The following is a 25,678-nucleotide window of genomic DNA, read 5'->3' on the forward strand; positions in this document are numbered from 1 at the left end:
TCGCACCTTTCTTTGCGTAAAATCAGGGTTCTTTTTCCCAATGATGAAGTAAATAGAAGGGATAGACAAAGGGAAGAATATCGCGAATCAAATCTACGCGATGATTGCTACTCACATAGATAACATCGCCGTCCTTCAGGGTATAATTCTGCCGAAAATCCTGCTTTTGCAGCATATCCAGCAAATTAATCGGCGGTACGGCTGCAAACTGCTCCTCACTTGAATTTAACTGTGGTAGTGCTGACACATTGACATCATGTTGCGTAACTTTAGCCTGTTGCGATGCTCCTTGTGTAGTCAACGTCATAAACTGAGCTTTGTGAAATAACATGATTTTAGTTTTCGCGGCGTCTTTGGTCCAACCAGAAGCCATACTCAAGGCATCGAGTAATGTTCCCCCTCGTTCCAGACTGTAATAGCCAGGATGATACACCTCGCCAAGCACACTGACCTTGATGGGCTGACGTCGTAGTAGATTGACCGTAACCAACGGCTGTTCCAAATAGCGTTCTAAACGCTCTGTCAGCACAGCAGCAAACTCGCTTGCCGTAAGATTCTCCGTCTGGACTTGTCCCGCCAAAGGGACCGCAATCATGCCATCAGGCTGAATTACTACCTCTTTCAAGGACAGCTCATTATAGCCATAAACACTAACAGCTAACACATCGCCTGGTTCAAGAACATAGGCGGCGGCGCCACTTGCTACATTGCTTACCGTCATAAAAGAACAGACGCAACAAGCAACAAGAAATCGTCTAATTTTCATAAGCTTTTCTCCTTTCGCGGCACAACCGTCTAAAAATAACGATACTGCAATAAGAAATGAAAACGACCGCTTCCAGCATATTTCCCCCCGCCTACGGGCCTCCCCCAAAAGACTTGGGCTTCTACATTTTTGCCAAAGCTGGCAATCACACCAACGCCCAAGCTTGTCATATAGCAGTCGCGGTTATTCGTAATGGACGATACATCATAGGAAAAAACGCCGCCATGATCCAAAAACAGAACTCCCTCCCAGGACGCCAAGGGAAAATGATACTCTGTACTGATAAAGTAGCCCCTGTCACCGCTTAGTTCTCCTTCCTTATAGCCGCGCACGGACGAAAATCCACCTAGAGAAAATACATCTGTTGAGGGCAGATGCACCGACGGCTGAAAATTCCATTGACCAGAAACGCGAAAGAGCCAGCCATGCTGCTCGTCAAGGGGCAACTGGCGAACCCAGGATAAATTAGCCTTCGTATAATAAGCTCGGCTTTCTGAGCTCCCATCACTAGTATCCACGGTATAGCCCCGTGTAACATCAAAGCGATGATACACAAGTCCGTTACTATCGTTTTTCTGACTAGACCACCCCGTTGTGAAGCTTCTTGCTGTATAAGCCAGAATGGCATCGCCTAGCAAATACGTATCGGCTTTTTTTTCGTGAAGCTCGAAATACTGCGTCGTTTTATCCGTAGCTGTCGTTACGAGCGGACGATTCAATGTCAGCGCAAGGTCAGAGGAATGGCCGCGAATCTGCAAACTTTGAAAAACGCCTGATACTACATCATTTTGGTTTTTACTGTAACTCATTCCGAGCCGGGTTCCGTCTGTACCGACAGGCAACTCGTAAGCCACACTGCCACCCGTATTCCCGCGGGAATGACTCACATTCACAGCGAGTTCGTCTTCTCGTGTAAAAAGATGATGCCACGACGTATCAACCCCTAGCCGATATTCGCCGCTCGTCTCAGTTCCGCCGTTGTCACTGTATAAAACCACCGACGCCGAAGGCGTATCACTTGCCTGCAGTAAAATATCAGTCGTACCAAAAGATTCGCCTCGACGCAAAGCCGCCGTAAGCTGCGTTTGATTCGTCTTATTAAAGCGAATTAAATTCGCTTCCAGCTGATCAAGATTGAGAAGACTTCCGGCTTGTACCTTGAGATGCTTTAAAACATAAGACTGCTCCGTTTGCGGCAAAGTTTTATCGAAGCGGACAGAGCCAACACGACTTTCCACCAAAGCAATGTGAACGACCCCCTTATCAATGGTCTGCGGCAATAACAAAGCCCTAGCAATATAGGCAGGCGTACGGCGATACAAGTCATTCAACTTGTCAACAGCTTCAGAAACCTCCTGTAGCGTCACCAACCGCCCTTCGTAGCCGCTGACAACAGACCGGATATCAGTTGGCGATAAAATAGTTGACGGATCAACATCAAGTCTTGCTAGAAAAAATGTCATTTTTCCGCTTGCCGCCGAGTCCTGGGAAGAATCGCCGGTTTGCTGCGAACTTGGCTGCTGCAGACCTTCTCGCTGCAGCGTGTTTCCTAGCTCACTGGACGGTTTTTGCCGAAGCGATGCATTGAGCTGCAAACCATCACCAGGATGCGATTGAGTAAGATCTTGCGCTGCCACTGCCATGGGACAATTCAGAATCGCTAAAAAAGAACTCCCCCAAAGACACAGCCATAATTTTGTTTGGTTCAGCCTTGACAATCGCTGCAACGATTTCATCCTCCCTTAAAAACAGCTTAGATCAAATTCCATATTTTGTAATATAGATAACTTCGCCATGTAACGCAGTTATCCTTCCATCTTTTACCATTTATTTTGAAATTTTTTCCATATAAAAATAAAAAAAGAGCCTATGGGCATTTCTATGCCGCATAAGCTCTTGCTTGTTTAACAGTATTCTATTAATACTGCAAATTATTTATTTTTAGCTCCGAACCATTTTTCATAAATTTTATCATACTCGCCATTTTTCTTGATCGCTGCTAAAGCATCATCAATCTTTTTAGCCAGTTCCGTGTTTTTCTTAGCTACAGCAATCCCGTAATCCTCCGCATGGAGTAAATCGCCGACCATTTTAGCTTCACTGCCGCCAGTCTGTTTAATGTAATACTGGTTAACAGGAAGATCATTAATAACTGCATCAACGCCGCCGTTTTTCAGCTCAATAAAAGCGTCAGGCGGTGTATTGAATTCACGCACTTGGGCATTCGCAATTTTTTTGGCTTCATCAGCACCAGTTGTACCAATCTGTACACCAATTTTCTTGCCTTCTAAGTCTTTAAAAGATTGAATTGTCGTATTGTCTTTTTTAACAATAATTGTTAAACCGGACTGATAATAAGGCGCTGAGAAATTTACTTTTCCTTTTCTTTCTTCCTTAATCGTCATGCCGGAAGCAGCTACGTCAATCGTATTGCTGTCAAGCGCCGGAATCAGTGCATCAAAGCCCATATTCTGAAATTCTACCTGCACACCCATTTGCTTGCCAATTGCTTTCATTAAATCCACATCAAAACCAACAAATTCCTTGCTCTTATCATCTTGGAATTCAAAGGGTGCAAAAGCCGCATCCATACCGACCTTTAACGTCTTCGGCGCTTCACTCTTGCCGCAACCGCCGAGCAGAGCCACCGCCAAAACCCCCACCATTACGAGCATCCATTTTGACCGCATTAAAAAACCCCTCCAACTTTTATTTTTCATGTAATTAATTATACAATATATATGCATAAAAAATCAAGAAAAAGTCCACTATACCGAGAATTTTTATTTACTTGTCTTTACTAAATTACCTTATTACTATATTAACGCTCATTTTTCACTACCACTTTGGAAACGGACATAAAAAAACCCGACAATACGTCGGGTATAATATGTTATAATTGCGAAAAGTAATTAGCCTCTTTTGCCATTAAAGCAATCGCGGCAATAAACTGGACGGTCGTTGCGAGGTTTAAACGGCACTTGCGTCACTTGACCGCATTCAGCGCACACAACTTCATGCATCTCACGTTGAGGAGCTTGATAATCGCCGCCTTCCCGGCTGCGTTTGCGGCTATTACGGCAATCGCGGCAGCGTGCCGGTTCATTTTCAAAACCTTTTTCTGCATAAAACTCTTGCTCTCCAGCCGTGAAAATAAAATCACTTCCACAATCTTTGCACTTCAGCGTTTTGTCTTCAAATGCCATAACCGATATCCCCTTATCCCTTTGAATTAAGATACCCTTGCTTAGCCGACCTGGTCTTTGCCCCCACACTCGCCTGCTGGAAATTTAGCTACTAGGATACGATTCCCCTCACAACTCTTTCTCTCGACTCTTTGTTCGGCAGGTCTTACTTCTAAGCCGCACCATGCTCAAAACCATTTTTGATTCCTTACGTGGATCGTTTCGCCTGCGACTGGCATCGATTTTCAACCACAGACCTAAGCAAAAAGGTTCTTACTTTAAGTATAAGGGAAGATCCTGTAAAATGCAAGAAAAATAAAACAAATAAGACAATAGCAACTATTTATGGTAAGAAATCGCTGTAAGCTCTTTGTCGCCAAAGCGTACAGCCCTTCCCAAGGTCTGCGCTTCGTAGGCATGCAAGATAATCGACATGGCAATTTTTCCTTGTCGCCCATCGACTAGCGGCGCTTCGCCGGTCTGCATAGCGCGCGTCCAATCGGCGTATAGGGGCGTATGACCACGGCCATAGACGCTATCGATTTCATTATTACATTCTTCCCGCACTTGCTCTAATGAATCAAGACCGTCAGCAAACTGCCAAACCTGGACGCGGTTTAAAGCCTCGCCGCCAATGACGACCGTTCCCTTTTCCCCTAGAAGTGTCAACGTTTCTTCCAGATTACGCGGATAGACGCAGACAGTGCCTTCGACATTGCCAATGGAGCCGCTGGCAAAACGCACTTGGATCGAGCCATAATCTTCCGCTTCAATATAAGGATGGACAAAATTCGCCAGCATAGCCTGTACCTGCTGTGGCTCGCCGCCCAGCATCCACTGCAACAAGTCAATATTATGAATGCACTGATTCATGAGACAACCAGCGTCTTGCTCATAGGTTCCACGCCATGGCGCCTGCCGATAGTAGTCTTCATTCCGATTCCAGAGAATGCGTGCATTGCCTGCTAAAATCCGGCCAAAGCGTCCTGTCGCCAAAGCGTCTCTTACTTTTAAGACCGTCGGATTAAAACGGTTCTGGTGTGATACGCATAAAGCCAACCCCTTGGCTTCCGCTAGCTCAATCATCGCATCCGCCTCTTGCGTGGAAAGCGCCATAGGCTTCTCTACCAGAGCATGTTTCCCCGCATCCAGGAACTCCAACGCAATAGCACCATGCTTGCCAGACTCGGTGGCAATAGCCACCGCTTGTACTGCCGCATCAGCGACAAGCTCTTTATAATTTACTGTCATTTTCACGTCAGGCTCAGCTAAACCCGCAGCGGCAAAGCCTTGTTTATAAGCCTTCGCCATCGCCTCGGCCCGCTCTGACACAACATCGCAGACAGCATAGAGCGATAATTCTTCACGATTATTCAGCAGCGCTTCAATATGCTTATGGGCAATGCGACCACAGCCAACTAGCGCTATATTGATTTTCCCCATAATCGACCTCCTAAAGTTTTTCAATATTGCCGCGCTGTTCTACTTCCTTAAAAGCATTTTTCGTGTCAAAAATCATGCGAGCGTGACGAGCAATCCAACCATAATCAAAACCTGTATGCATCGTTGTTAAAATGACTAAATCCGCCTGAGCTACAAGCGGTTTCGTAAGTTCCGTCGATTCATAGGACTTCCCTTTATAACTAAAGCTCGCAACAAAGGGATCATGATACGTAATATCCGCTTCATATTTCTCCAGATTGGCAATGACCTCAAGAGCTGGCGATTGGCGTACATCATCAATATCCTGCTTATAGGCTACACCGAGCACGAGAACTTTTGCGCCTTTCAAGGATTGTCCGAAACGGTTTAAAATCTTCATAGCCCGATCCACAACAAATTCCGGCATAGAGTTATTGATTTCCCCAGCTGTTTCAATCAGCCGCGTATGATAATTGTATTCCCTGGCCTTCCATGTCAAGTAGAAAGGATCAATCGGGATGCAGTGACCGCCCACGCCAGGGCCAGGATAAAAGGGCATAAAACCGTAAGGCTTTGATTTCGCTGCATCGACCACTTCCCACACATCAATACCCATTTTATTGCAAATCAGCGCCATCTCATTAGCAAGACCAATGTTTAAAATACGAAACGTATTTTCTAGAATCTTTTCCATTTCAGCTACAGCAGGACTCGAAACAGTATGAATATCGCCCTCAAGTACTTCTTTATACAAAGCCGCCGCTACTTCCGTACAATCCGATGTAACACCGCCAACCACCTTCGGCGTATTTTTCGTATTATAATGCTGATTGCCTGGATCGACCCGTTCCGGCGAGAAGGCTAGATAAAAATCCGTGCCTGTCTTTAATCCTGTCGCTTCCAATATGGGCTTAATAATTTCTTCGGTAGTTCCAGGATATGTCGTGCTTTCCAGCACAATCAACATACCTGGATGAAGATATTTGGCAATTTCCTGAGCCGAGTTCACCACATAAGACACGTCAGGCTGCTGGTATAAATCAAGGGGCGTCGGCACACAAATGGCCACACAGTCGATTTCCTTCAGCTTGCTGTAATCTTCAGTCGCACTCAAAAGGCCAGAGTTCACAACAGCTGTTAAATCCTCTGGTACAATGTCGCCAATATAATTTTCCCCCGCATTGACCATGGAAACCTTTTCCTGCTGTATATCAAAACCAATAGTACGATAGCCTGCTTTCGCTTTTTCTACCGCCAAGGGCAGACCTACATAGCCAAGACCGACTACACCGAGCACAGCCGTCTTTTGGTAAATCTTTTCTAACAACGCCTTTTTCATGGATTCCCACTCTTTCTCTGCAGCAGTTGCTGATTAAATTTTGAAATTCAAGATTTTATTTAACGCTATATTGCAGCTACTTTCCGTAAAATTCCTTCACCTTGGTAATCACATAGTCCTGCTGTTCTACCGTCATTTCCGGAAACAGCGGTAAAGCCATCGTTTCTTGACAAAGTTTCTCGCTCACAGGCAGGTCACCGGCAGCATAATGCAATTTATAACGCCCCATTTGATAAACTTTCTGTAAATGAAGCGGCACAGGATAATAGACGCCCGTAGCTACACCAGCTTCACCGAGAAACCGACATAAAGCTTCGCGTTCCTGACATTTTACAATATATAAATGCTTTACAGCGAAAATATGGTCCGGCGTTTGCTGCGAAATAAGCTTATCTGCCAAGCCTGCCGCTTGAAACAGTTCATCATAGCGAGTACTAAGCCGCCGCCGCGCTTCATTCCATCCAGCAAGGTGCTCAATCTTCACGGCAAGAATAGCCGCTTGCAGTGCATCTAGGCGACTATTTACACCAATGAGGAAATTATAGTATTTCGTCGGATCGTAAATCGTCGCATCAGCCGAAGCAGTCTCAGCCTCACCTAAGTCAACGGTCTCACCGTACAGCAATTCATAAGCTTCTTTACCGTTTTTCCCACTTCCATGAGCCCTAAGCGCTCGAATCACCTTCGCCAGATTCTCGTCGGTTGTCGTCATCATCCCGCCATCACCAAAGCCGCCGAGATTTTTCGTTGGATAAAAGGAAAAAGCAGCACTGTCGCCGATCGCTCCTGCCGCCACCGTACGGCCATCAGAAAAAGTATAGGAAGAACCGATGGCCTGACAAGCATCTTCTAGCACCTTAAGCTGATGTTTTTTCGCAATACCCAGAATTGGCTCCATATCAGCAGGCTGCCCAAAAATATGAACAGGCAAAATGGCCTTGGTCTTTGCCGTAATGGCTGCTTCTATTTTTTTCGGGTCCAGATTAAAAGTAGTCTCTTCTACATCGACAAACACGGGTACCGCGCCGAGCCGAGAAATGGCTTCTGCCGTAGAAAAAAAGGAAAAAGGCGTTGTAATGACTTCATCGCCTGCTGCGACTCCCATCGCCTCTAACAAGAGGACTAGCGCATCCGTACCGCTATTACAAGCTACAGCCATTGCACCGCCTGCCACTTGCGAAAAATCCGCTTCAAAATCAGTTACCGTTTTTCCCATAATAAAAGCAGTGTTAGCAAAAATCTTCTCGATTTCCTGCATAATTTTTGGCTGCAAAAGCTTCGTCTGCTGCTGTAAATCAACTAAAGGTATCCGCATAAAAAATCCTCCCCTATAAACATGACCAAACACAAAATCACATTACCTATTATATCGTGATTTTCCGACAAAAGATTAAGGTCAGAAACAGAAACGGGAATGACTTTTCATAATAAAAAGTCATTCCCTACTAAATCAATTTATCCTTGTAGCAGTTGCAATACTTGCTGAGGCTGCTTCGAAGCTTGAGCCATCATAGCATTTGACGCCTGAGCTACAATAGAATGCTTCGTCTGTTCCATGAGTTCTGCCGCCATATCCGCATCGCGCAGCTTTGATTCAGAGTCGGTCAAGTGTTCGCCATAGGTTGTCACATTGCCCAAAGTAGCTTGCAACGCTTGCATAGTAGCGCCAATAAATGTCTGCGATTGACTCACTTGTTTCATCGCCTGATCCACAACCGTAATTGCTTTGTCAGCGCTCTCACGATTGGTCAGATCAAGCTTATCAATTCCCAACGTCCGTGTAGCCATAAAAATCGGAATCCCTGAACTCATATTCATATCTTGATTGACTCCGACTTGTAGCTTTAAGGTACTGCGTCCATCCATCTGACTTAAATCCCGTGTAGACTCAACCTTCTTCGTCGGGCCGGGATAAAACAGCGTATAAGAAGCATTGCCGCCCACACCATCAATCACATAAGAACCATTTGTGCCTGGCGAATAGGTCAAACGCAACTGCTGTTTGCTATTATAGCTCGCTGTAACATTAAATGATGCAAGATCATTGTTTAACGTCGCTAAAAGTTTATCTGGTGTATAACCGCCTTCCGGCAGGGTGACAGAATGATCAGTGCCATTAATCGAAAAAGAAAGTGTGTCATTGACCCCACGATCAATCGTTACACCGCTAGCCAAATTCAGCCGTCCCTCCACATAAGCATCGGTACTGCTTGGCGAAGTGTAGGAGGCCCAGCCAACATAATCATTTTTGCGAAATAAAGCTGGTACGGCACTCCCAGTAAGACCGCTGAAATCTTCACCGCTATTAACTGCCGTCAGCCGCAAAGTCGAACCATAATAACTGGCTGTCGCAGGGATACTAGCCGATGTCAATTGCTGATTGATCTCCGTCAGTAAACCGCTGGCAGAATAGGTATTCGCATTCAGCGTAATTGTTTTCGTCATGGCGCCAATCTTAAAACTAAAGGTATTATTACTGCTATTGATTGTGAGTCCTGCCGAAAGATCAGCCACACCATCAATTTCAGCTTTACTGTCATATCCTTGTACGGGCGTAGGAACGATGCTACGCATAAAGGAATCATAGCCGTTACCGGAAAAAGAGTCTAGCGAATAAGGAAACTGAGGAATACCTCCGCCTTCATGGGTATTCGTAAAATTGAGCACAGCCCCATAGAAGTTATAGCCAATAGAGGCCTGCACTGATAAGCCAGAAAGCTTACTATTAATTGCTGACACAAAAGAACTGGCGCTGTATGTTCCCGGATCAAGTGTAATCGTATGAGCTGTACCATCGAGTTTAAACGAAAAGGTATCATTTTTCCCCGCACGAACAATAGCACCGTTACTTAAATCAGTCAAACCTTCAACCCGTGCAAAACCGTTGGGAAGTGGCGCACTACTCCCTTCGATGTATTGATAGCTGCCAGGATACACGCCAGGAGTTCCTTTACTGTAAAACAGATCATCTACGGCCGTACCAGAAAGACCTGTAATCGAATGATTCCCTGCACTATTATAAGCAATACGGAGTTGACCTGAATTACTACTTGCTGTAAGCGAAGTTAACCCCTGCACCGCAAACTGCGCATTTAAATCGCTAGCGATATTGGTTGCTGTCAAATTCGTTCCATGTGTTACCGTAAAGGCATAGTTCGTACCATCAACAGTAAACTTTAAAGAATCATTGTCACCTGCTGTAATGGTCACGCCGCCAGCAAGACTTTTATTGCCGGTGATGGCAGCCGTGGTATACGTAGAAGAATAAACAGACTCAGTCAATGCCGTATAGCTTTGAAATAAATCAGGATAAGCGCTGCCGCCTAAAGTATCCAAAGTATGACCGGCGCCGCTAATATTATGCATCAGCTGTAATTGACCACTTCCAGTATAGGTCGCCGTCACAGGAATATTAGAGTTACTGAATTGATTATTAATTTCCGTCAAAAGACTGGATGCCGTATAAGTATTACTTGACAAAGTAATGCTTGTTGCCGCACCGTCCACATTCATCGTCAGCGTATTATTACTTGCCGTAATGGTAAGCCCGCTGCTTAAATTGCCATACCCAGTTGCTGCGGCTCCAGAAATGGAACCATGTTCTGCCATATCATAAAGAATCGACGTATAGGGGTTATTAATTTGCATCATATCGCCGCCAAAACTATCCATAACATGAGTCGGCGAATCAAACGCTAGTCCGTCTCCCTGATAAAAAGCTGTCACATCGGTTCCCGCCGCAGCAAACTTCTGGTTTAAATCATCTAATAGCTGTTGAGCCGTATGAGGCCCGGCAGTAAGGGAAATAGAGTAAGGCACTCCGTCCAGCTTAAAACTCATGGTTTGATTTTGTCCTGGCGTAACATCAAGCCCATCAGGCAATAAATGCGTATCACCAGCTAAAATGCCTGGACTAGGATAAACTTTTGTTTCAGTAATCTGCTTGGGAATCTGCGTAAAAATCTTTTGCGTATTAAATTCTGCATTAGAAAAAACATTATCAAGATGACTTTTAAGCTGCTGGATCTCTTCCTGAATTCTTTGCCGATCTGAATCCGTCAGAGAATCGTTCGACGCCTGCACCGCCAACTCTCGCATGCGCTGCAAAGTCGGATCATTAATCGCACTTAAATGGCTATCGGCTGTCTGCATCATCGAAATTCCTGTCTGGATATTCGATGCGGCCTGAGACAGTCCACGAATTTGCGCCCGCATACTTTCACTGATGCCAAGTCCTGCACTGTCATCGGCTGCCCGATTGATCTTTAGTCCGCTCTGAAGACGACTCGCTACTTTATTTTCACTCTTCGTCGCTTTTTTATTCTGACTTTCCGCTCGCATAAGTGTAACGTTATGGTTGACAATCATAAACGTCTTACCCCCCATGGTATAAAAATGCCATAGTATAAAAGTTATTTTTATTATACCATAGGGGGTAATAGGCTCCAACATTTTCCTGAAAATTAAATCAAATCAGGTTAAACTAATTTAACCCCATGCTCATTTTTTTCATAATGCAAGCTACATTCACGACAAGTTGCCTGAGCGCCAGAAAAGTTTAGCTTTTCGCCGCACTGACACATCCAGCCAATCTGGCGTGCTGGATTTCCTGCCAAGAGGGCATAATCAGGTACATCCTTCGTCACTACAGCACCGGCGCCAATAAAAGCATACTTGCCAATCGAGTGTCCGCACACAATCGTCGCATTAGCACCAACAGAAGCTCCCTGGCCAATCTTTGTCTTGAGGTATTCATGCTTACGACTTACATGACTACGAGGATTCCAGACATTCGTAAATACACAAGAAGGGCCAAGGAAAACATCATCGTCGCAAATAACCCCCGTATAAACTGACACATTATTTTGGATCTTAACGTTATTACCTAAGATAACTTCTGGTGATATCACGACATTCTGACCAATATTGCAGTTCTTACCAATTTGGCAATTCGCCATAATATGCGTAAAATGCCAGATTTTCGTTCCCTCACCAATCTGGCAGGGTTCATCAACGTAGCTTGATTCATGAACAAAATAATCTTTTAACATAACGAAAACCTCCGATTCATGATCTAGTATAAATCATTTTAAATTTTTATCGCAAAAACCTGCCAAGAAAAAAACTTCTCTTTGGCAGGTTTTAATAAGTCATAATCCGTTTTCCGTTTAGCGCCAAATCATACGAACTGCTTCAAATACTTCGGCATAGCGCTGATTAATCTGGGCCCCCCGAACGATGGCAAGACTCTTCACAAATTCTTCAGTTACATAGGAACGATGCTTCTGCGATTCATAGCAAGACAGAGCTGCAATCTTACGAGTTAGCTGGTCTTCACTAAGTACCTGAAAGCATGTATTTCGAAACTCCAGGTGATTCCAGGGCGCTTCATAAGCTAGCATATTGGTTTTCTTAAAAGCGCGGAACCCCTCCTGTGCAATCGTCAAATGGTCTTGGTGCGTATCATGAACACTTGGCAAAAAAACGAGATTAGGCTTATATTCTCGATTGAGTCGCACCATTTCTTCCAAAATCGCTTGCCTATTCTCAGGAAATTTACGAACCGAAAAATACAGCGTCAAACAGTCTGCCGGTAGAATCCCCAGCTTGCCTGTAGCCGCAATTACTTCTTTACGTAAAATATCTTTGGGGAAACCAGCAGGCACTGATTCTTCCGCCGCCGAAAAAGCCACCGAAACAGCTCGATAGCCCTGATCAATCAGCTTGGCCACCGTACCGCCACAGCCCAGTTCGCCGTCATCGGTATGCGGCGCTAATACAAGAAGCACTTTTTCCATTTTTCCATCACGCTCACATAGAATCTCTGCTATTTATTGATCGATTTAGCTGGCACTCCAGCAACAACATCCTTCTCTGACACGTTCTTGAGAACGACGGCACCGAGACCTACAACAGATTCAGCACCAATATCAAGGCCATTTTTAATGACAGCACTTGGTGCAATCCAAGTATTTTCGCCTAATGTAACACTGCCTCCCAGCATAGCATGAGCAATTACCATCGAATTCTTGCCAACTACTACATTATGAGCAATGTGACATAAATTATCTATCTTCGCATTCTGCTGAATAAAAGTATTTCCGAGAACACCGCGATCAATTGATGTATTACTACCAATCTCCACATCATCTTCAATCACCACAGAACCAATATGAGGAAATCTAAAATACTGTCCGTCGTCATCTTTTTCATAGCCAAACCCATCAGCACCGATAACGGTACCGCTATTTATAACACAGCGGCTGCCTATGGTAACACGATCATAAATCGACACATGACTATAAACGACTGTATCATCACCAATTTCTACGTCATCGCCAATGACCGTATAATGTCCGATGTAAACATCTTTACCAATTACGCAATTCTTCCCCACTCGTGCAGTCGGCTCTATTCCTCTTTTATATTCCTGCGGATAAAAAGCCGCCACAATTTTAGCAAAAGTTTGTCGTGGATTCTTCACAGGAATAAAAACAATACGCGTTGCCGCCGCTTGTGGCACAATAAAATCTTCCGGCACAATAACGGCAGTAGCCTGCACAGAATCCCAGTCCCAAGACCTATATTTAAACCAAGTCATTGAACCTGGAATACATTGATTCAGAGGAGAAAAAGCTGTAATAGAACGATCAGAGCTCAATATAGTCCCTTGTGAATACAATTGATTTTCCTCTAAAAACCGCAATACTGCTTTTAAAGAAATATTCATATTATTTCCTCTTTCATTAGAATTGATTATGACTATATTTATCTATTACAACTAAGGTAAAACTCTTTAATTTTCTCCACAACGTAATCTTGTTGAGCTTCCGTCAATTCAGGGAATAGGGGCAGGGCCATCGTTCTATCACTAAGGTATTCACTTACAGGCAGATCGCCCTCTTTATAACCGAGTTTGAATTTTCCGATTTGATAAACCTTTTGCAAATGTAGTGCAACAGGATAATAAATTCCGGTAGCTATTCCTTGCTCACCTAGAAATTTACACAAAGCCTCCCGTTCTTCACATTTTATAATATAAAGATGGTAAACAGAATTTACCCCCAAAGCAGATTTTTGTGAGGAAACTTTCTGACTTAGCCCGGCTTTATCTAATAAAAAATCATATCGTTTGGCCAAATTCTTCCTTGCGGAATTCCAACCATCAATGTGATTTAATTTGATATGCAACATGCTTGCTTGAATTGCATCCAGCCTACTGTTTGTCCCAATTAAAAAATTATAGTATTTAGTGGGATCATAAATCGTCTTATTTATGGTAGCCTGATCAGCAATCCCCAATTCTAATTTTTCGCCTGTGACCAACTCATAAGCTTCTTTTCCAGCTAAACCACTTCCATGTGATTTCAATGCTTGAATAATTTGAGCTAAACGTTGGTCATTTGTGGTAACTATACCACCATCACCACAGGCTCCTAAATTTTTAGTCGGATAAAAAGAAAACGCCGCAGCATCACCAATACTACCAACCTTTCTTATCCTATTATCTTCATCAATAAATGAAGCCCCTACAGCTTGGCAGGCATCTTCAATTACTTTCAAATTGTATTTTTGTGCTAATTTCATAATTCTATCCATTTTAGCTGGTTGCCCAAAAATATGTACTGGCAAAATAGCTTTTGTCTTTTCCGTAATAGCAGCTTCTATCTTCAATGGATCTATATTAAATGTGTCTGGCTCTACATCAACAAAAACAGGCGTTGCTCCCACTCTTGATATCGTTTCTGCAGTTGCAAAAAATGTAAATGGAGTTGTAATTACTTCATCACCGTGACTAATTCCCATAGCTTCTAAAATTAGAATTAAAGCATCTGTTCCACTATTGCAAGATAGAGCATAGTCTACACCTACTTTATCAGCAAACGCCTGTTCAAAATCAGTTACATTTTTCCCCATGATAAACGAAGTACTATCAAAAACTGTTTCCAAACTTTTCAACATTTCTTTTTTTACACTGTTTACTTGTCCATGTAAATCAATTAACGGTACTCGCATTTTATCAACCTCACAATACTGTTATCTATGATGTTTCCTATAATATTATTTACTTCATACTATTGCTGATTAGATGGTCTTACACAATTTTCACATACTTTATAAAACTTCCTATCTTTTAAAACGGCCACTCTGAAATTCACATATTTCGGACTTTCCCAAATTTCCTGAAATGTCTTTTCCCTGATATTTCCCATATTATAATCGGGGTCTAGACAAGAGTAACAACAGGGATAGACATTTCCTTCAAAGTCAATAACAGGAGGAATTTCTTCTAAAATTCCTTTGCAATTTTTTTCTTTGGAAATAGAGTCCTTATTATAAACCAATTTATTCTCTTTATACAACTTTTTCACATCGTATCTCGTCGCATTCTGATCTTCTGGAATCCAATCGCGCGGTACCTGATTCGCATTTTCTTTAAACATAGCGGTTTGGCCTATATGCGAATCAACTCCTATTTGGGTTACCAAATTAGAGATTAATTGTAGTTCATTCATTAAATGCTTAAACAATACCGTTTTGGCATTAATTACGGGAGTTTTAGAGCCTAGCATCTTCTTTGCCACAACTAATCTCAAAGTATTAGCTATGACTGTATCGAGTTGACCCTTTTTCCTGTATTTAGAATAGGAATCCTGAGTAGCACCATCAAAAGCAACATAAATAGCATCTAACCCGCTCTTTACTAGAGAAATAGCGTCTAACTCCACAGATAGATTAGAATCCATGATTATTTGACATTTATCTTGCTTCACCGCCTTAATTCTTTTAATTCTATCAAATATATTCTTATCCAACAAAGGCTCACCTAAATTATGCATAATGAAAGTATTTATTTTGGGGTTTGTTACTACTGTGTCAATAATTCTTTTAAAAACTTGCTCTGTCATTACCCCTCTATTTTTAGCGTCAATTTGCAATTCACAAAATAGACACTCTAAATTACAACCACGTATTGTTTCTATAAGAATAGATTGGGGATACAATCTTTTACAAATTTTTTCTAACTCTTCATCAATATTAACATTATGGGACTCTAATAAAGCCAAAAAATCTTGAATATTCATCTTTCCTTCAAGAATATCTTCCGAGATGATTAGTAATAATTTTTTTATAATACTACTTACCCCTTCAGCATTCTTATCACCTTTTGACAAAACTTGAGCTTCTTGATAAAACCCTACAGCTAAAGTTAAATTCTTCTCTAATTCTGCTATCATACCTAATTGATATAAAATATCATAATTAGCTTTATTTTGTTCATAAGCGCTTAAAAGCATTCTTTTTGCTATATTATATTCCCCATTAAGAATATGAATAAGAGATTCTAGCCCCACACTCTTTTGATTTTGTCCGTACTTATTTTTATATAAATTTAGTTGATCCATTGCCGCTGCAAATTGATTATTTTCAATTAAATCTTCAATTAACTTTTCATCATCATTTTGTCCCATAAACTTCCCCTACTCTTTATAAATTTTTATACCTTATTCATATAATCTATTATTTTTTTGCAAAAATAGTTATAATCTATATTACTATAACAGGGCAGTGTAATTGTATTGTTTTCTAAATATTTAGCTTTTGGTTGAACAGAATTATATTTTTGTCGATAATACGTTGTATTACTCAAACAATATGTTCCTATAGTAGACTCTACTCCATTTTGTGCCAGATAGGAAATTAAACCATCTCGATCACAATCTTGGGGAACCGTAAACACCAAGGATTGAACGTTATGCGTTACATCCTGAGAGATAGCCTGTTGCGTAAAGCCAAAAGGAGTTAGTTGTTCTTTCACATCTTTTTGAATTCTGAGTCTATCCTGTATGATTTCATCTAATTTTATAAGCTGCTTTATTCCCATTATGCACTGTAAATCAGTCAAACGATAGTTAAAACCAAAATCAACAAAGTCAAGTTTTCCATCGCTAAAAATTGCTCCATGATTCAACTTTCGAGTAAGTATTTGGGCTAATTCGGCATTATTAGTGCAAATAGCGCCCCCCTCTCCCATAGTCAACAACTTCCGGGGATGAAAACTAAAACAACTAAGATCTGCAATGCATCCAGATTTCACCCCAAATTCATTACTACCTACTGCGCAAGCGGCATCATCAATCAAGGGAATTTTATACTTATCGCAAATTTTCTTAATGTTGTGAATTCCTGAAGGATTTCCTAGTGCATCAACAAAAATAACGGCTTTTGTCTTAGAGGTAATCTTATTTTCTAGGTCATGAGAATTCATATTATAAGTATTAATATCAACATCCGCAAAAACAGGCTTAGCCCCTAAATCTTCTACGACATTGACAGTAGCAGGAAAAGAAAAGTCAGATACAATTACTTCATCTCCTGGCTTTATATTTAATACTTTCAAACACATTGATAATGCTGTTGTGGCTGATGTTGTTAAAAAAACATATTTTGCATTAATATACTTTTTAAAATCAAACGTAAACTGCTCAACATATTTTCCTTTAGTAAAAATACCGCTTGCGAAAACCTCTCTAAACTCTTCTTCAATTTCATCATATGCTATGTACGGCTTAATTAATCGAAGCATCGCTCAGCATTCCCTTCTCTCAGCAACTTCTGCATTATATAATTTTTTGTACCATTCCACTGTATTCGTTAATCCAGTGGAAAAAGGAACAAAATTTGTATGTATCAATCGGCGGAGTTTTACATTACTAGCGATGTGACATTTTACATCTGCAGGTCTTCCAGGGCTATAAAGTATATCTCCTTCATATTCCATAATACTAGCAATTTCATTGATTAGTTCAGAAATCGTAATTTGGCCATCATTTGAAATATTCACAGCTTCTCCAGCTAAAATCTTCTCATATAATTTTATTATAGCTTCTACAGTATCAGACACGTAAATAAAATCACGACTTTGTAGTCCGTCCCCTTGAATCTCTGGTGGTTTTCCCTGTAAAATACGGAATACAGTTCTAGGAATAACCCCAGCTAACGGCCCTATATGATTTTGTCGTGGACCATAATTATTAAAAGGTCTAACAATAAATGCATCCAGATTAAACATTTTTACGTAGCTTTCAATCATTATATCTGCAGCGGCTTTACCTGCGGCATAAGTTGTAGTGGGATGAAAAGGGTGATTTTCATCCATAGGCTCATATATGGCTGTTCCATATACTTCAGATGTAGAAAAGTGACATAAAGTTTTAAAATAGTTTTTCCGCTGTAGTTCAAGCAAATTTCTAATAATTTGAACGTTAGTCATATAAGCGTTAGAAGGATTAATAAATGAATAATTAAGAGCCTTTGTTGCACAATTAAATACAATATCAATATTATGCTTTAAAAAGATATACTCTAAAGAATCAATAAATTCTGCGTCCTCTACATAAAAATGAATACCTTTATTGATGGCAGAGTAAAGGTTTTTCTTATTTCCCAAAAAGAGGTTATCAACTACAACTACTTCCTTCGCCCCTTCTTCCAATAAACGGTCAACTAAATGACTTCCAATAAAACCCGCGCCGCCTGTTACTAAGATTGAACTATTCTTAATTAGAGGTCTCATTCTTTTATGCCTCGTATTCTTCTTTGAATTTCATCTGCTATTTGCATTGATAAAATAGCATCTTTCATTGTGGGAATAAATAAGTCTTCTTTTGGTATACCCGATGCATATCTCACAAATGATATAAGTTCACTTAAAAGAGCTTCTTGTTTTGAAATATCAACAGTTTCCTCTATAGAAGATAACTTTAGTGAATCATATGCTTGTAAACTTGTTTGACGATTAATATAAATTTCCTTTCTCAATAGATTACAATCAATAAACATATTATCGCAGGTGGCATTGATACTTCTAATACGTTTTTCAGTAATCCGGCTTGCAACTATATGCGAAAAACACCCTTTTTTATGAATCAGCACGGCACTCGCAAAAGCGATCATTTCATTTTCAAAGGCACCGTAAGCATAAACATCCTTAACTTCGCCATTTAAGTGAAGGGCTAAGTCAATGTCATGAATCATCAAGTCCATAATTACATCGACATCTGTAATGCGACTACTTACTTTATTAGTTCTTGTAAAATCAATATTAATAACATTTTTACTACTATCCAAAATTTTCTTTAAGTCAATAACTGCAGGATTAAATCGTTCAATATAACCAACTTGAATTTTTAAATCTTTTTCCTTTGCTAACTTTTCCAAAGCAAAGGTCTCACTTAAATTAGCAGTAATTGGCTTTTCAACAAATATGTATTTCACATAATCGCTAACCATTAAAACATATTCAAAGTGAGTTATTGTTGGTGTAGAAATAATAACAGCATCAACATGTGGAAGTTCACAACTTAATTCCGTCGCAGCTTTAACAGAGTATTGCTCAGATAACAACTTTGCCTTGTCTTTATCTACATCATAAATGAATTGAATAGTAACGCCTTTAAGTAAAGACAAAACCCTTAGATGATTTTGCCCCATTTTTCCTAAACCAATGAGTCCTACTCGTAACATATTTATATCCTACCTTTCAAGAAGAGTCACTTTATTACCCATTTTGTCAATTTTAGCATACGATTGTGCCGGGTTACCCATAACCAAAGTATATGGAGGCACATCTTTTGTTACCACACTTCCGGCTGCAACCATTGCATACTCACCAATAGTTATACCACACACGATTGTTGAGTTAGCCCCAAGGCTAGCTCCTTTTTTAATTAAGGTTTTCGAAATGACCCAATTTTCATTAAACGCGCGTGGTACCCGATCATTAGTAAAAGATACATTAGGACCAACAAATACATCACTTTCTATTGTCACACCAGAATAAATCGAAACTGAATTCTGTATTTTGCACGAATCCCCAATGGAAACACCGGTATCAATATATACATCTTTTGACACAATACAATTTTTCCCAATCATTGTATTTTCTCTAATTTGCGCATTAATCCAAATCTTTGTATTTTCGCCAATCTGAGCTTCGTTGGAAATATTAGCAGATGGATGTATAAAAATATTATTGGACATATCATCACTCTCTTTAGTTATTTATTTAATCGTATCCTTAAAAAAGCGTTTAAATAATGACAGCAGGTACCCCAGCTATAATTGAATTAGAAGGAAAACTTTTACTTACTACCGCGTTTGCACCGACTCGAGTTCCTTTTGCAACAGTAACACCGCCAAGAATCATACATCCAATTCCCAAATTAACATTATCTTCTATAACAATTGGCCGTAATTCAATTTCTGAAAAAACGATAGATTCCCCCGTATCAGGGACTTTGTGCCGAGCTGCATGCATTTTAACTTGCGGTCCAATTCCGACTTCATTTCCAATAGTAACCCCGCCCCCTGCATGTATAAAACACTGTTGTCCAATCCAAACATTATCACCAATAAAAAGTTTCCCTTTATAATACCCTTTTAAAATTGTATCATGGCCTATATAAACATTATTTCCTAAGTATACATTTTCAGGGTGAAAAATGCGAACACCATCTTCAATAATTACATTTTCCCCAACGGCAGCTAATTTCCCCAAAAACTCTTTACCAGAACCTTCTGTTCTCCAATATTTAAACGCCATTTTTCTATCCCCCTTAACGTATATTGTATCTTGAATTTTGCTTACTTTAAGACGTCAAAACTTTCTCATATATTTTTAATAACTCATTCGTTGCATTTAGCGGATCGTGGTATTTTTCAACATAACCACGTCCTTTCTTTCCTATTGAAATCAATTGTTGTGGATTATCTAAAATACCTTTCAAAACAGACTTAATTGATTCCGGATTTGCCCTAATAATAGGCAAATCTTTAGAATATTTACCTGCCATATAGTCACTAACCCAACAAACAACAGGTTTATTCATTGCCATACTTTCTAATGCAAAAATCCCATAACTTCCACATAAAATTTGATCAATAATCAGATCTGCTTTCTGATATATTTGAGTTGCTTTCTCGTGACTCATTCCCTGTACTAACTGAAAATCAAATTTATAGGTTTTCTTTAACTCTTCGACAGCTTTAAGAATATAATCAGTTCCTTTTATCTCTCTATTTGTTGGAGCATGAACTAACAAAAGCTCCTTTTTTCGCTTTTGGGCGAAATTACATTTATATTTTTTTAAATCGATTACAGTTGGTAGAAAATGTACAAACTTAAAAAATTTCTCCACATATAAATACAATTCCCAATCCGCTACAATACAATGATCGATATACTGCGAAAAAAAACGTACCTGAGATAGCAAATCCTGCTCATTAGTATTTTTCACTTTAACAAAAGGATTGTATTGTTTTGCAACAGATTCACGTCTAATATCTGATCCCCAATAATGCATTACTATTTTTTTACCTAACTTTTTTAATAACGGTAAGTCTTCGTGATTGGGAAGTAATGTTGTCCCAAAATGAAAATGAAATAGATCATATTGGTTTATTGCGCTTTTGACAAAAGAGTAAATCTTACTACTATATTCCTGTTCAGATTGACATTTATCTAAAGCGAGATTTATATCTGTCTGATACTGCAGATAAGACGGATAATAATTTATACAACGAGCTTTATAACCAGCAGTTTGAAGAAATTCCGTTAACGTATACATCTGATTTGCAATTTCCATTGTACCTTGTAAAATCTTCGTATTTTTCAAAGAAGCAGGTAGAGTTTGCTTATTTATTTTATAGATAAAACTATTAATACAATTACTTTGCTCCTCGCTTAAATTACTATTAAGCAAATGCATACAAATGGCTCTAGCCTCTGTAATTTTGCCAGTTAGTTCATATAAATAAGCTAAATTAAAAAGCAAGTCAAAATTATCATTATTAAGTAGTAAGCCCTCATATAGTAAATTTTCAGCTTGCGTATATTGACCACTCTGTATAAGAATAACGACTTGTAGAGATATAATTTCAAAATCATTTTTAACAAGCTTACTATATTCATTGAGTATCTTTTGTGCTTCCGTCAATTGGTTTAATTTAATTAAACGCTCTATATTATCTTTTATCTGCTTACACATATCTTCTGAATTATTTTTCATGTTATCACACTTTCTTATTCTATAATGGATTAATTAAGAAGAATTTGTGATTCTAAGAGCACAACCTCTAAGTCATCTGGCACTATATTTTTATATTCCGTTAGAATGAGTTTTGCCTCATCAAAATTTCTATTATTTATTAATTTTCTTACCTTGTCTTTTACTTCAATTTTATATTGTTCAAAAACATTTTCCTTATTTTGAGCTTTACTTTGAAATTCGTCGAGCAAAATACTTATTCCCTTCCCCATTGCAGGGAAGACAGATAGCGCCTCTTTTAAATATTTTATATAATGTAACTCGCTTTGGCCTAAGCTTTTCTTTGCAGAATTTATGAATAGCAAAAATACTTCTTCATCATTCTTCAACTCATATACTAAAGTATTTTCAATAACAGTATTACTATAAACCATTTGTAAATACGCAGTTCCTACATTAATATATTTTTCAAAAACATTAAAATACCGCGTTTCATCTATTTTATTCATTAACAATATATAACGGCAAATAGCTTTCGTCAGCTTACAAGAATTAAGGTCATTATAATCAATATCTAGTAAGTTTAAATAATTGTATAGAATTTGAGCAAAATCAGCATGTTTTTTAGCAATATTATCGACTAAACAATTTAATGCTATTTCTTTAAAATTTCCTAGAAACGACTTAATCGAATAATTTTTCATAAAAAGATAATATAAAATATCACTACAATATAATGGTAAATCGACTAAATTGATCTTTTCTAATAATTGAATAGTTTCTTTTGATATTTCGTTTCTCTCTCTTTCCAATATTAAACGCTGCAAGAGACCATAAGCGCCTTCCACATTACAAAATAGACTACTTATTTCATTTTGTGTCTCTTTAGATCTTTCGCTTCTAACCTCTTCCAGTCTTTGATAAAAGATCTCGGCCATATCTTCATGGCAATATCGATTATAGTACTTCCACATATTCTCATATTGTTCAAGCTGAACAAACAGGTAAATAGTGTTTTTTAGATTATCGCGTATATTTTCTTTTTTAGTAACAAGTGTGGCATAATATAAGGCCTGTTCATAATTAGGTACCTTCAAGTATAAATTAGATAAATTAAAATAAACTAACTCTATATTCCCTAATGTATAATCTATGATTACAGTATCTTTTTCTATAACATCCTTACGTTTATCAACTAATTGTAAATAATACTCATAATTTCGAATTGAATTATCATACTTATTTAATATGGCCTGCGCTTCTGCTAAATAATAGTGTATGTCTATAATATCTTTTTTTAATTCCAAGGTTTCCAAACAATACTTTTCAACCTCGACATAATTGCGTGTCATTTGATACATGTGTGCCAAATGAGTAAGAATAAAAATACCGCTTTGTGGTCTTCCTTGTTTTACAAAAAGATCATAGGCTTTCTGAATAATATTAAGGGCTTCATCATAGTCTTCATGCATACCATAAGAAACCGATAATTGATATAAGTAATATAGGTTTTCAGGGTCTTTTTCCAGTTCTTTCTTTAGCAACATACTAGTTCGTAGGAACTTTTTTTCCATAAGATCCTTATCGGTTGACAAATAGCCATAATGGACTAGTATCGCATCAATTTCTATTAATAGGCCATTAAAAACTGGTTGATTATGCACAACACCTTCATAATGTACAAAACCATCATTTCTAAAAATACGAGGTGTTACAAGAATAGAGTAATTATCAAGATCATAGTCATTAGTCAAACTTTTTCCGGTAATAGCCACAGCACCAATATTTTTATCAATATTAGAAGCTTTCAAGAAATCAATAAGCGGTTGAATTTCCACCATCACTTCATCACCATCAAAAATAAAGACCCATTCACCTGACGCATAATTAATTGTTGTATTACGCATTCCAGAAAAATCATCATTCCATTTATGAAAATAAATTTTATCCGTATATTTTTGGGCAATTTCTACACTATTATCATCGGAACCTGTATCAACAATAATTAACTCCGACTCAACAGCATCCCTAATTGGTTGTAAACTGGCTAAGCACTCATCTAAGTGCTTCGATTCATTTTTTATCATCATACAAATACTTAATTTCATCAATAAGCCCTCACAATCTTTTCATTAGTCAATACATTATATAAACATGGACAATATACAAGCCTTCTTGTCAAAAGGCCTCTATATAATCCATCTAAAAAAAAAAGACTCTGGAAACTCCAGAGTCTTTTTTGTCTTTTAACCTTGCAACAATTGGAGTACTGATTGAGGTTGTTGATTTGCTTTGGCCAACATGGCATTGGCAGCTTGTTGCAAAATATTGTTTTTCTGATAAGTCATCATTTCCGAAGACATATCTACATCGCGAATGCGAGATTCGGATGCTGTAATGTTTTCATTGGAAGTATTGAGATTATCAATCGTATTGGTTAGACGATTTTCATAAGCGCCAAGAGCGGAACGTTGTTTCGATACAGCGTTGATCGCTTTATCAATTGTGGTAATTGCCTTATTAGCAGAATCCTGAGTCGAAACATCAACCCCGGCAGTAACCTGAGCGTTAGTCGTCACATTGCCATTGACAACAACAGCAGCGGAGGAAGCATTCTGTTTAATATTGTAACTCAAGGTATGTGCTTTAACCTTGCTGTAGTTAAACTGTAAACCTACAGTTTTGCCAACATCGCCATCACCAACAGTTACGTTTGTATCACCATAGTGAATATCAACAGAGGCGCCGATATTATTGCCTGCAGTATCTTTGAGTTGAAGTGTATCATAAGATGCTTTTACGGAGAAATTCGATTGATCACCAACAGTATACATACCACTATTGTTAGCTACGGCAGAATTAGCTAATTTAAAGGTCATACCATCAATTGTTACACCTGTATTAAAGTCACCAGAAAGCGTATTCCAGCTTGTACCACCGTCAGTCGAATAAGAAATCGATTTAACATAACTAGTAGTAGCTGTATTTTTCACACTAGAAACTTTTACTTGATAGTCCGTATCAACGGTACCAGTGAATTTTGCCATACCAGTTACGGTCAAAGCATGGGTTTGGTTAGTATCTGTCTTTAAGATAGAAGTAACCGCACTACCAACCGTGGCAGCAGTCACAGTTGTAACAACTTTATAACCAGTAGCAGCAGCAAAACCTCTGCCGACACTTGAAATACTCAAGCCGCTAGTCAACGCTTTCACACCAGTGGCAGCCGTCAAAACGCCTGCAACGCCAAGACTCTGTGCGTCCATTGCACTTACAGAAACGGCAATATTCTGATTGGCATTAGCACCAATATGGAAAGTATCGCTCAAACCACCAGCCAAAAGATTCTGTGTGTTGAATTCAGTCGTGTTAGAAATACGGCTGATTTCTTTAGCTAACTGGTCAACTTCACCTTGGATTTTCTGACGATCATCAGAAGTATTCGTATCATTGGCTGACTGTACAGACAATTCACGCATTCTTTGCAGAATGCTATGAGTCTGATCCAGACCACCTTCAGCTGTCTGCAACATAGAAATACCATCCTGTGCATTAGCGGAAGCTTGTTTCAAACCACTGATCTGACCGCGCATTTTTTCGGAGATCGCAAGACCTGCTGCATCATCAGATGCGCCGTTAATACGGTAGCCAGTAGACAGTTTCTGTAAGGATTTGCTTGTTGCTGCATTGTTTTTTCCCAGTGCATTCAATGTGTTGATTGCTGAAAGATTGTGATTAATAATCATGTGGAATTCCTCCCTGATATTTTAATTTTGGGCTTCCATGCCCAAATCTTATGACTTGCTTAAAGTAGCTTTCTTCACTCCGGCCGGTAGTGAAAATACTACATTTAAACCTTCAATTATAGTATCGGATGTTTTTAAAATATCTTAAGCATTATATTACATTTTTTTTA

General features: G+C 39.3%; 21 protein-coding genes. All 21 read right to left on the minus strand.

The window, feature by feature from the left end; translation table 11 throughout:
• Window positions 1–22: 22 nt before the first annotated feature.
• The 21 genes from AC0NJP_RS04340 to AC0NJP_RS04440 all read right to left on the minus strand — a co-directional run bounded on the left by AC0NJP_RS04340 (window position 23) and on the right by AC0NJP_RS04440 (window position 25,508).
• On the minus strand, window positions 23–766 hold the full coding sequence (locus AC0NJP_RS04340) for a polysaccharide biosynthesis/export family protein (protein WP_474698898.1): 744 nt from the start codon (window positions 764–766) through the stop codon (window positions 23–25).
• Window positions 767–795: 29 nt separating this feature from the next.
• Complete coding sequence (locus tag AC0NJP_RS04345) at window positions 796–2,502, minus strand: ShlB/FhaC/HecB family hemolysin secretion/activation protein (RefSeq protein ID WP_474698899.1); 1,707 nt, start codon at window positions 2,500–2,502, stop codon at window positions 796–798.
• 195 nt (window positions 2,503–2,697) lie between these two features.
• A complete protein-coding gene (locus AC0NJP_RS04350) occupies window positions 2,698–3,456 on the minus strand; it encodes a basic amino acid ABC transporter substrate-binding protein (protein WP_474698900.1) in 759 nt (252 codons plus the stop codon).
• 222 nt (window positions 3,457–3,678) lie between these two features.
• The gene (locus AC0NJP_RS04355; RefSeq protein WP_474038999.1) at window positions 3,679–3,972 is read right to left on the minus strand and encodes a zinc-ribbon domain containing protein; all 294 of its coding nucleotides are present in this window, start codon (window positions 3,970–3,972) and stop codon (window positions 3,679–3,681) included.
• 318 nt (window positions 3,973–4,290) lie between these two features.
• Window positions 4,291–5,394: a Gfo/Idh/MocA family protein gene (locus AC0NJP_RS04360; protein ID WP_474698901.1), complete on the minus strand. Its 1,104-nt coding sequence runs from the start codon at window positions 5,392–5,394 to the stop codon at window positions 4,291–4,293.
• A 10-nt stretch (window positions 5,395–5,404) separates the two neighbouring features.
• Window positions 5,405–6,712 carry a nucleotide sugar dehydrogenase gene (locus AC0NJP_RS04365; RefSeq protein ID WP_474698902.1) on the minus strand — a complete coding sequence of 436 codons (1,308 nt, stop codon included), beginning with the start codon at window positions 6,710–6,712 and terminating at the stop codon, window positions 5,405–5,407.
• Between the two features lie 76 nt (window positions 6,713–6,788).
• A complete protein-coding gene (locus AC0NJP_RS04370; RefSeq protein ID WP_474698903.1) occupies window positions 6,789–8,027 on the minus strand; it encodes a DegT/DnrJ/EryC1/StrS family aminotransferase in 1,239 nt (412 codons plus the stop codon).
• A gap of 140 nt (window positions 8,028–8,167) precedes the next feature.
• Window positions 8,168–11,080 carry a flagellin N-terminal helical domain-containing protein gene (locus AC0NJP_RS04375; RefSeq protein ID WP_474698904.1) on the minus strand — a complete coding sequence of 971 codons (2,913 nt, stop codon included), beginning with the start codon at window positions 11,078–11,080 and terminating at the stop codon, window positions 8,168–8,170.
• A gap of 110 nt (window positions 11,081–11,190) precedes the next feature.
• Entirely contained in the window at window positions 11,191–11,763 is a 573-nt protein-coding gene (locus AC0NJP_RS04380; RefSeq protein WP_474698905.1) for an acyltransferase, read from the minus strand.
• 117 nt (window positions 11,764–11,880) lie between these two features.
• On the minus strand, window positions 11,881–12,510 hold the full coding sequence (locus tag AC0NJP_RS04385) for a PIG-L deacetylase family protein (RefSeq protein WP_474698906.1): 630 nt from the start codon (window positions 12,508–12,510) through the stop codon (window positions 11,881–11,883).
• A 29-nt stretch (window positions 12,511–12,539) separates the two neighbouring features.
• Window positions 12,540–13,442, minus strand: coding sequence for a UDP-3-O-(3-hydroxymyristoyl)glucosamine N-acyltransferase (locus tag AC0NJP_RS04390; RefSeq protein WP_474698907.1), 903 nt, complete (start codon window positions 13,440–13,442; stop codon window positions 12,540–12,542).
• A 38-nt stretch (window positions 13,443–13,480) separates the two neighbouring features.
• Window positions 13,481–14,728: a DegT/DnrJ/EryC1/StrS family aminotransferase gene (locus AC0NJP_RS04395; protein ID WP_474698908.1), complete on the minus strand. Its 1,248-nt coding sequence runs from the start codon at window positions 14,726–14,728 to the stop codon at window positions 13,481–13,483.
• A gap of 59 nt (window positions 14,729–14,787) precedes the next feature.
• Window positions 14,788–16,185 (minus strand): SPASM domain-containing protein, encoded by a 1,398-nt coding sequence (locus AC0NJP_RS04400; RefSeq protein WP_474698909.1) that lies wholly within the window; start codon window positions 16,183–16,185, stop codon window positions 14,788–14,790.
• A 26-nt stretch (window positions 16,186–16,211) separates the two neighbouring features.
• Entirely contained in the window at window positions 16,212–17,300 is a 1,089-nt protein-coding gene (locus tag AC0NJP_RS04405) for a DegT/DnrJ/EryC1/StrS family aminotransferase (RefSeq protein WP_474698910.1), read from the minus strand.
• Between the two features lie 3 nt (window positions 17,301–17,303).
• Window positions 17,304–18,290, minus strand: coding sequence for a dTDP-glucose 4,6-dehydratase (locus AC0NJP_RS04410; protein ID WP_474698911.1), 987 nt, complete (start codon window positions 18,288–18,290; stop codon window positions 17,304–17,306).
• The gene (locus tag AC0NJP_RS04415; RefSeq protein WP_474698912.1) at window positions 18,287–19,240 is read right to left on the minus strand and encodes a Gfo/Idh/MocA family protein; all 954 of its coding nucleotides are present in this window, start codon (window positions 19,238–19,240) and stop codon (window positions 18,287–18,289) included. The genes AC0NJP_RS04410 and AC0NJP_RS04415 overlap by 4 nt, the downstream gene beginning before the upstream one ends.
• Window positions 19,241–19,249: 9 nt before the next feature.
• Entirely contained in the window at window positions 19,250–19,756 is a 507-nt protein-coding gene (locus AC0NJP_RS04420; RefSeq protein WP_474698913.1) for an acyltransferase, read from the minus strand.
• A gap of 49 nt (window positions 19,757–19,805) precedes the next feature.
• Window positions 19,806–20,318, minus strand: a complete 513-nt coding sequence (locus tag AC0NJP_RS04425; protein ID WP_474698914.1) for an acyltransferase — start codon at window positions 20,316–20,318, stop codon at window positions 19,806–19,808.
• A gap of 46 nt (window positions 20,319–20,364) precedes the next feature.
• Window positions 20,365–21,783 (minus strand): tetratricopeptide repeat protein, encoded by a 1,419-nt coding sequence (locus AC0NJP_RS04430; RefSeq protein ID WP_474698915.1) that lies wholly within the window; start codon window positions 21,781–21,783, stop codon window positions 20,365–20,367.
• Between the two features lie 29 nt (window positions 21,784–21,812).
• The gene (locus tag AC0NJP_RS04435) at window positions 21,813–23,870 is read right to left on the minus strand and encodes a glycosyltransferase (protein ID WP_474698916.1); all 2,058 of its coding nucleotides are present in this window, start codon (window positions 23,868–23,870) and stop codon (window positions 21,813–21,815) included.
• Between the two features lie 138 nt (window positions 23,871–24,008).
• Window positions 24,009–25,508: a flagellin N-terminal helical domain-containing protein gene (locus AC0NJP_RS04440; RefSeq protein WP_474698917.1), complete on the minus strand. Its 1,500-nt coding sequence runs from the start codon at window positions 25,506–25,508 to the stop codon at window positions 24,009–24,011.
• Window positions 25,509–25,678 lie beyond the last annotated feature (170 nt).

It is taken from the genome of Pelorhabdus sp. sgz311002 (genome assembly GCF_056134285.1).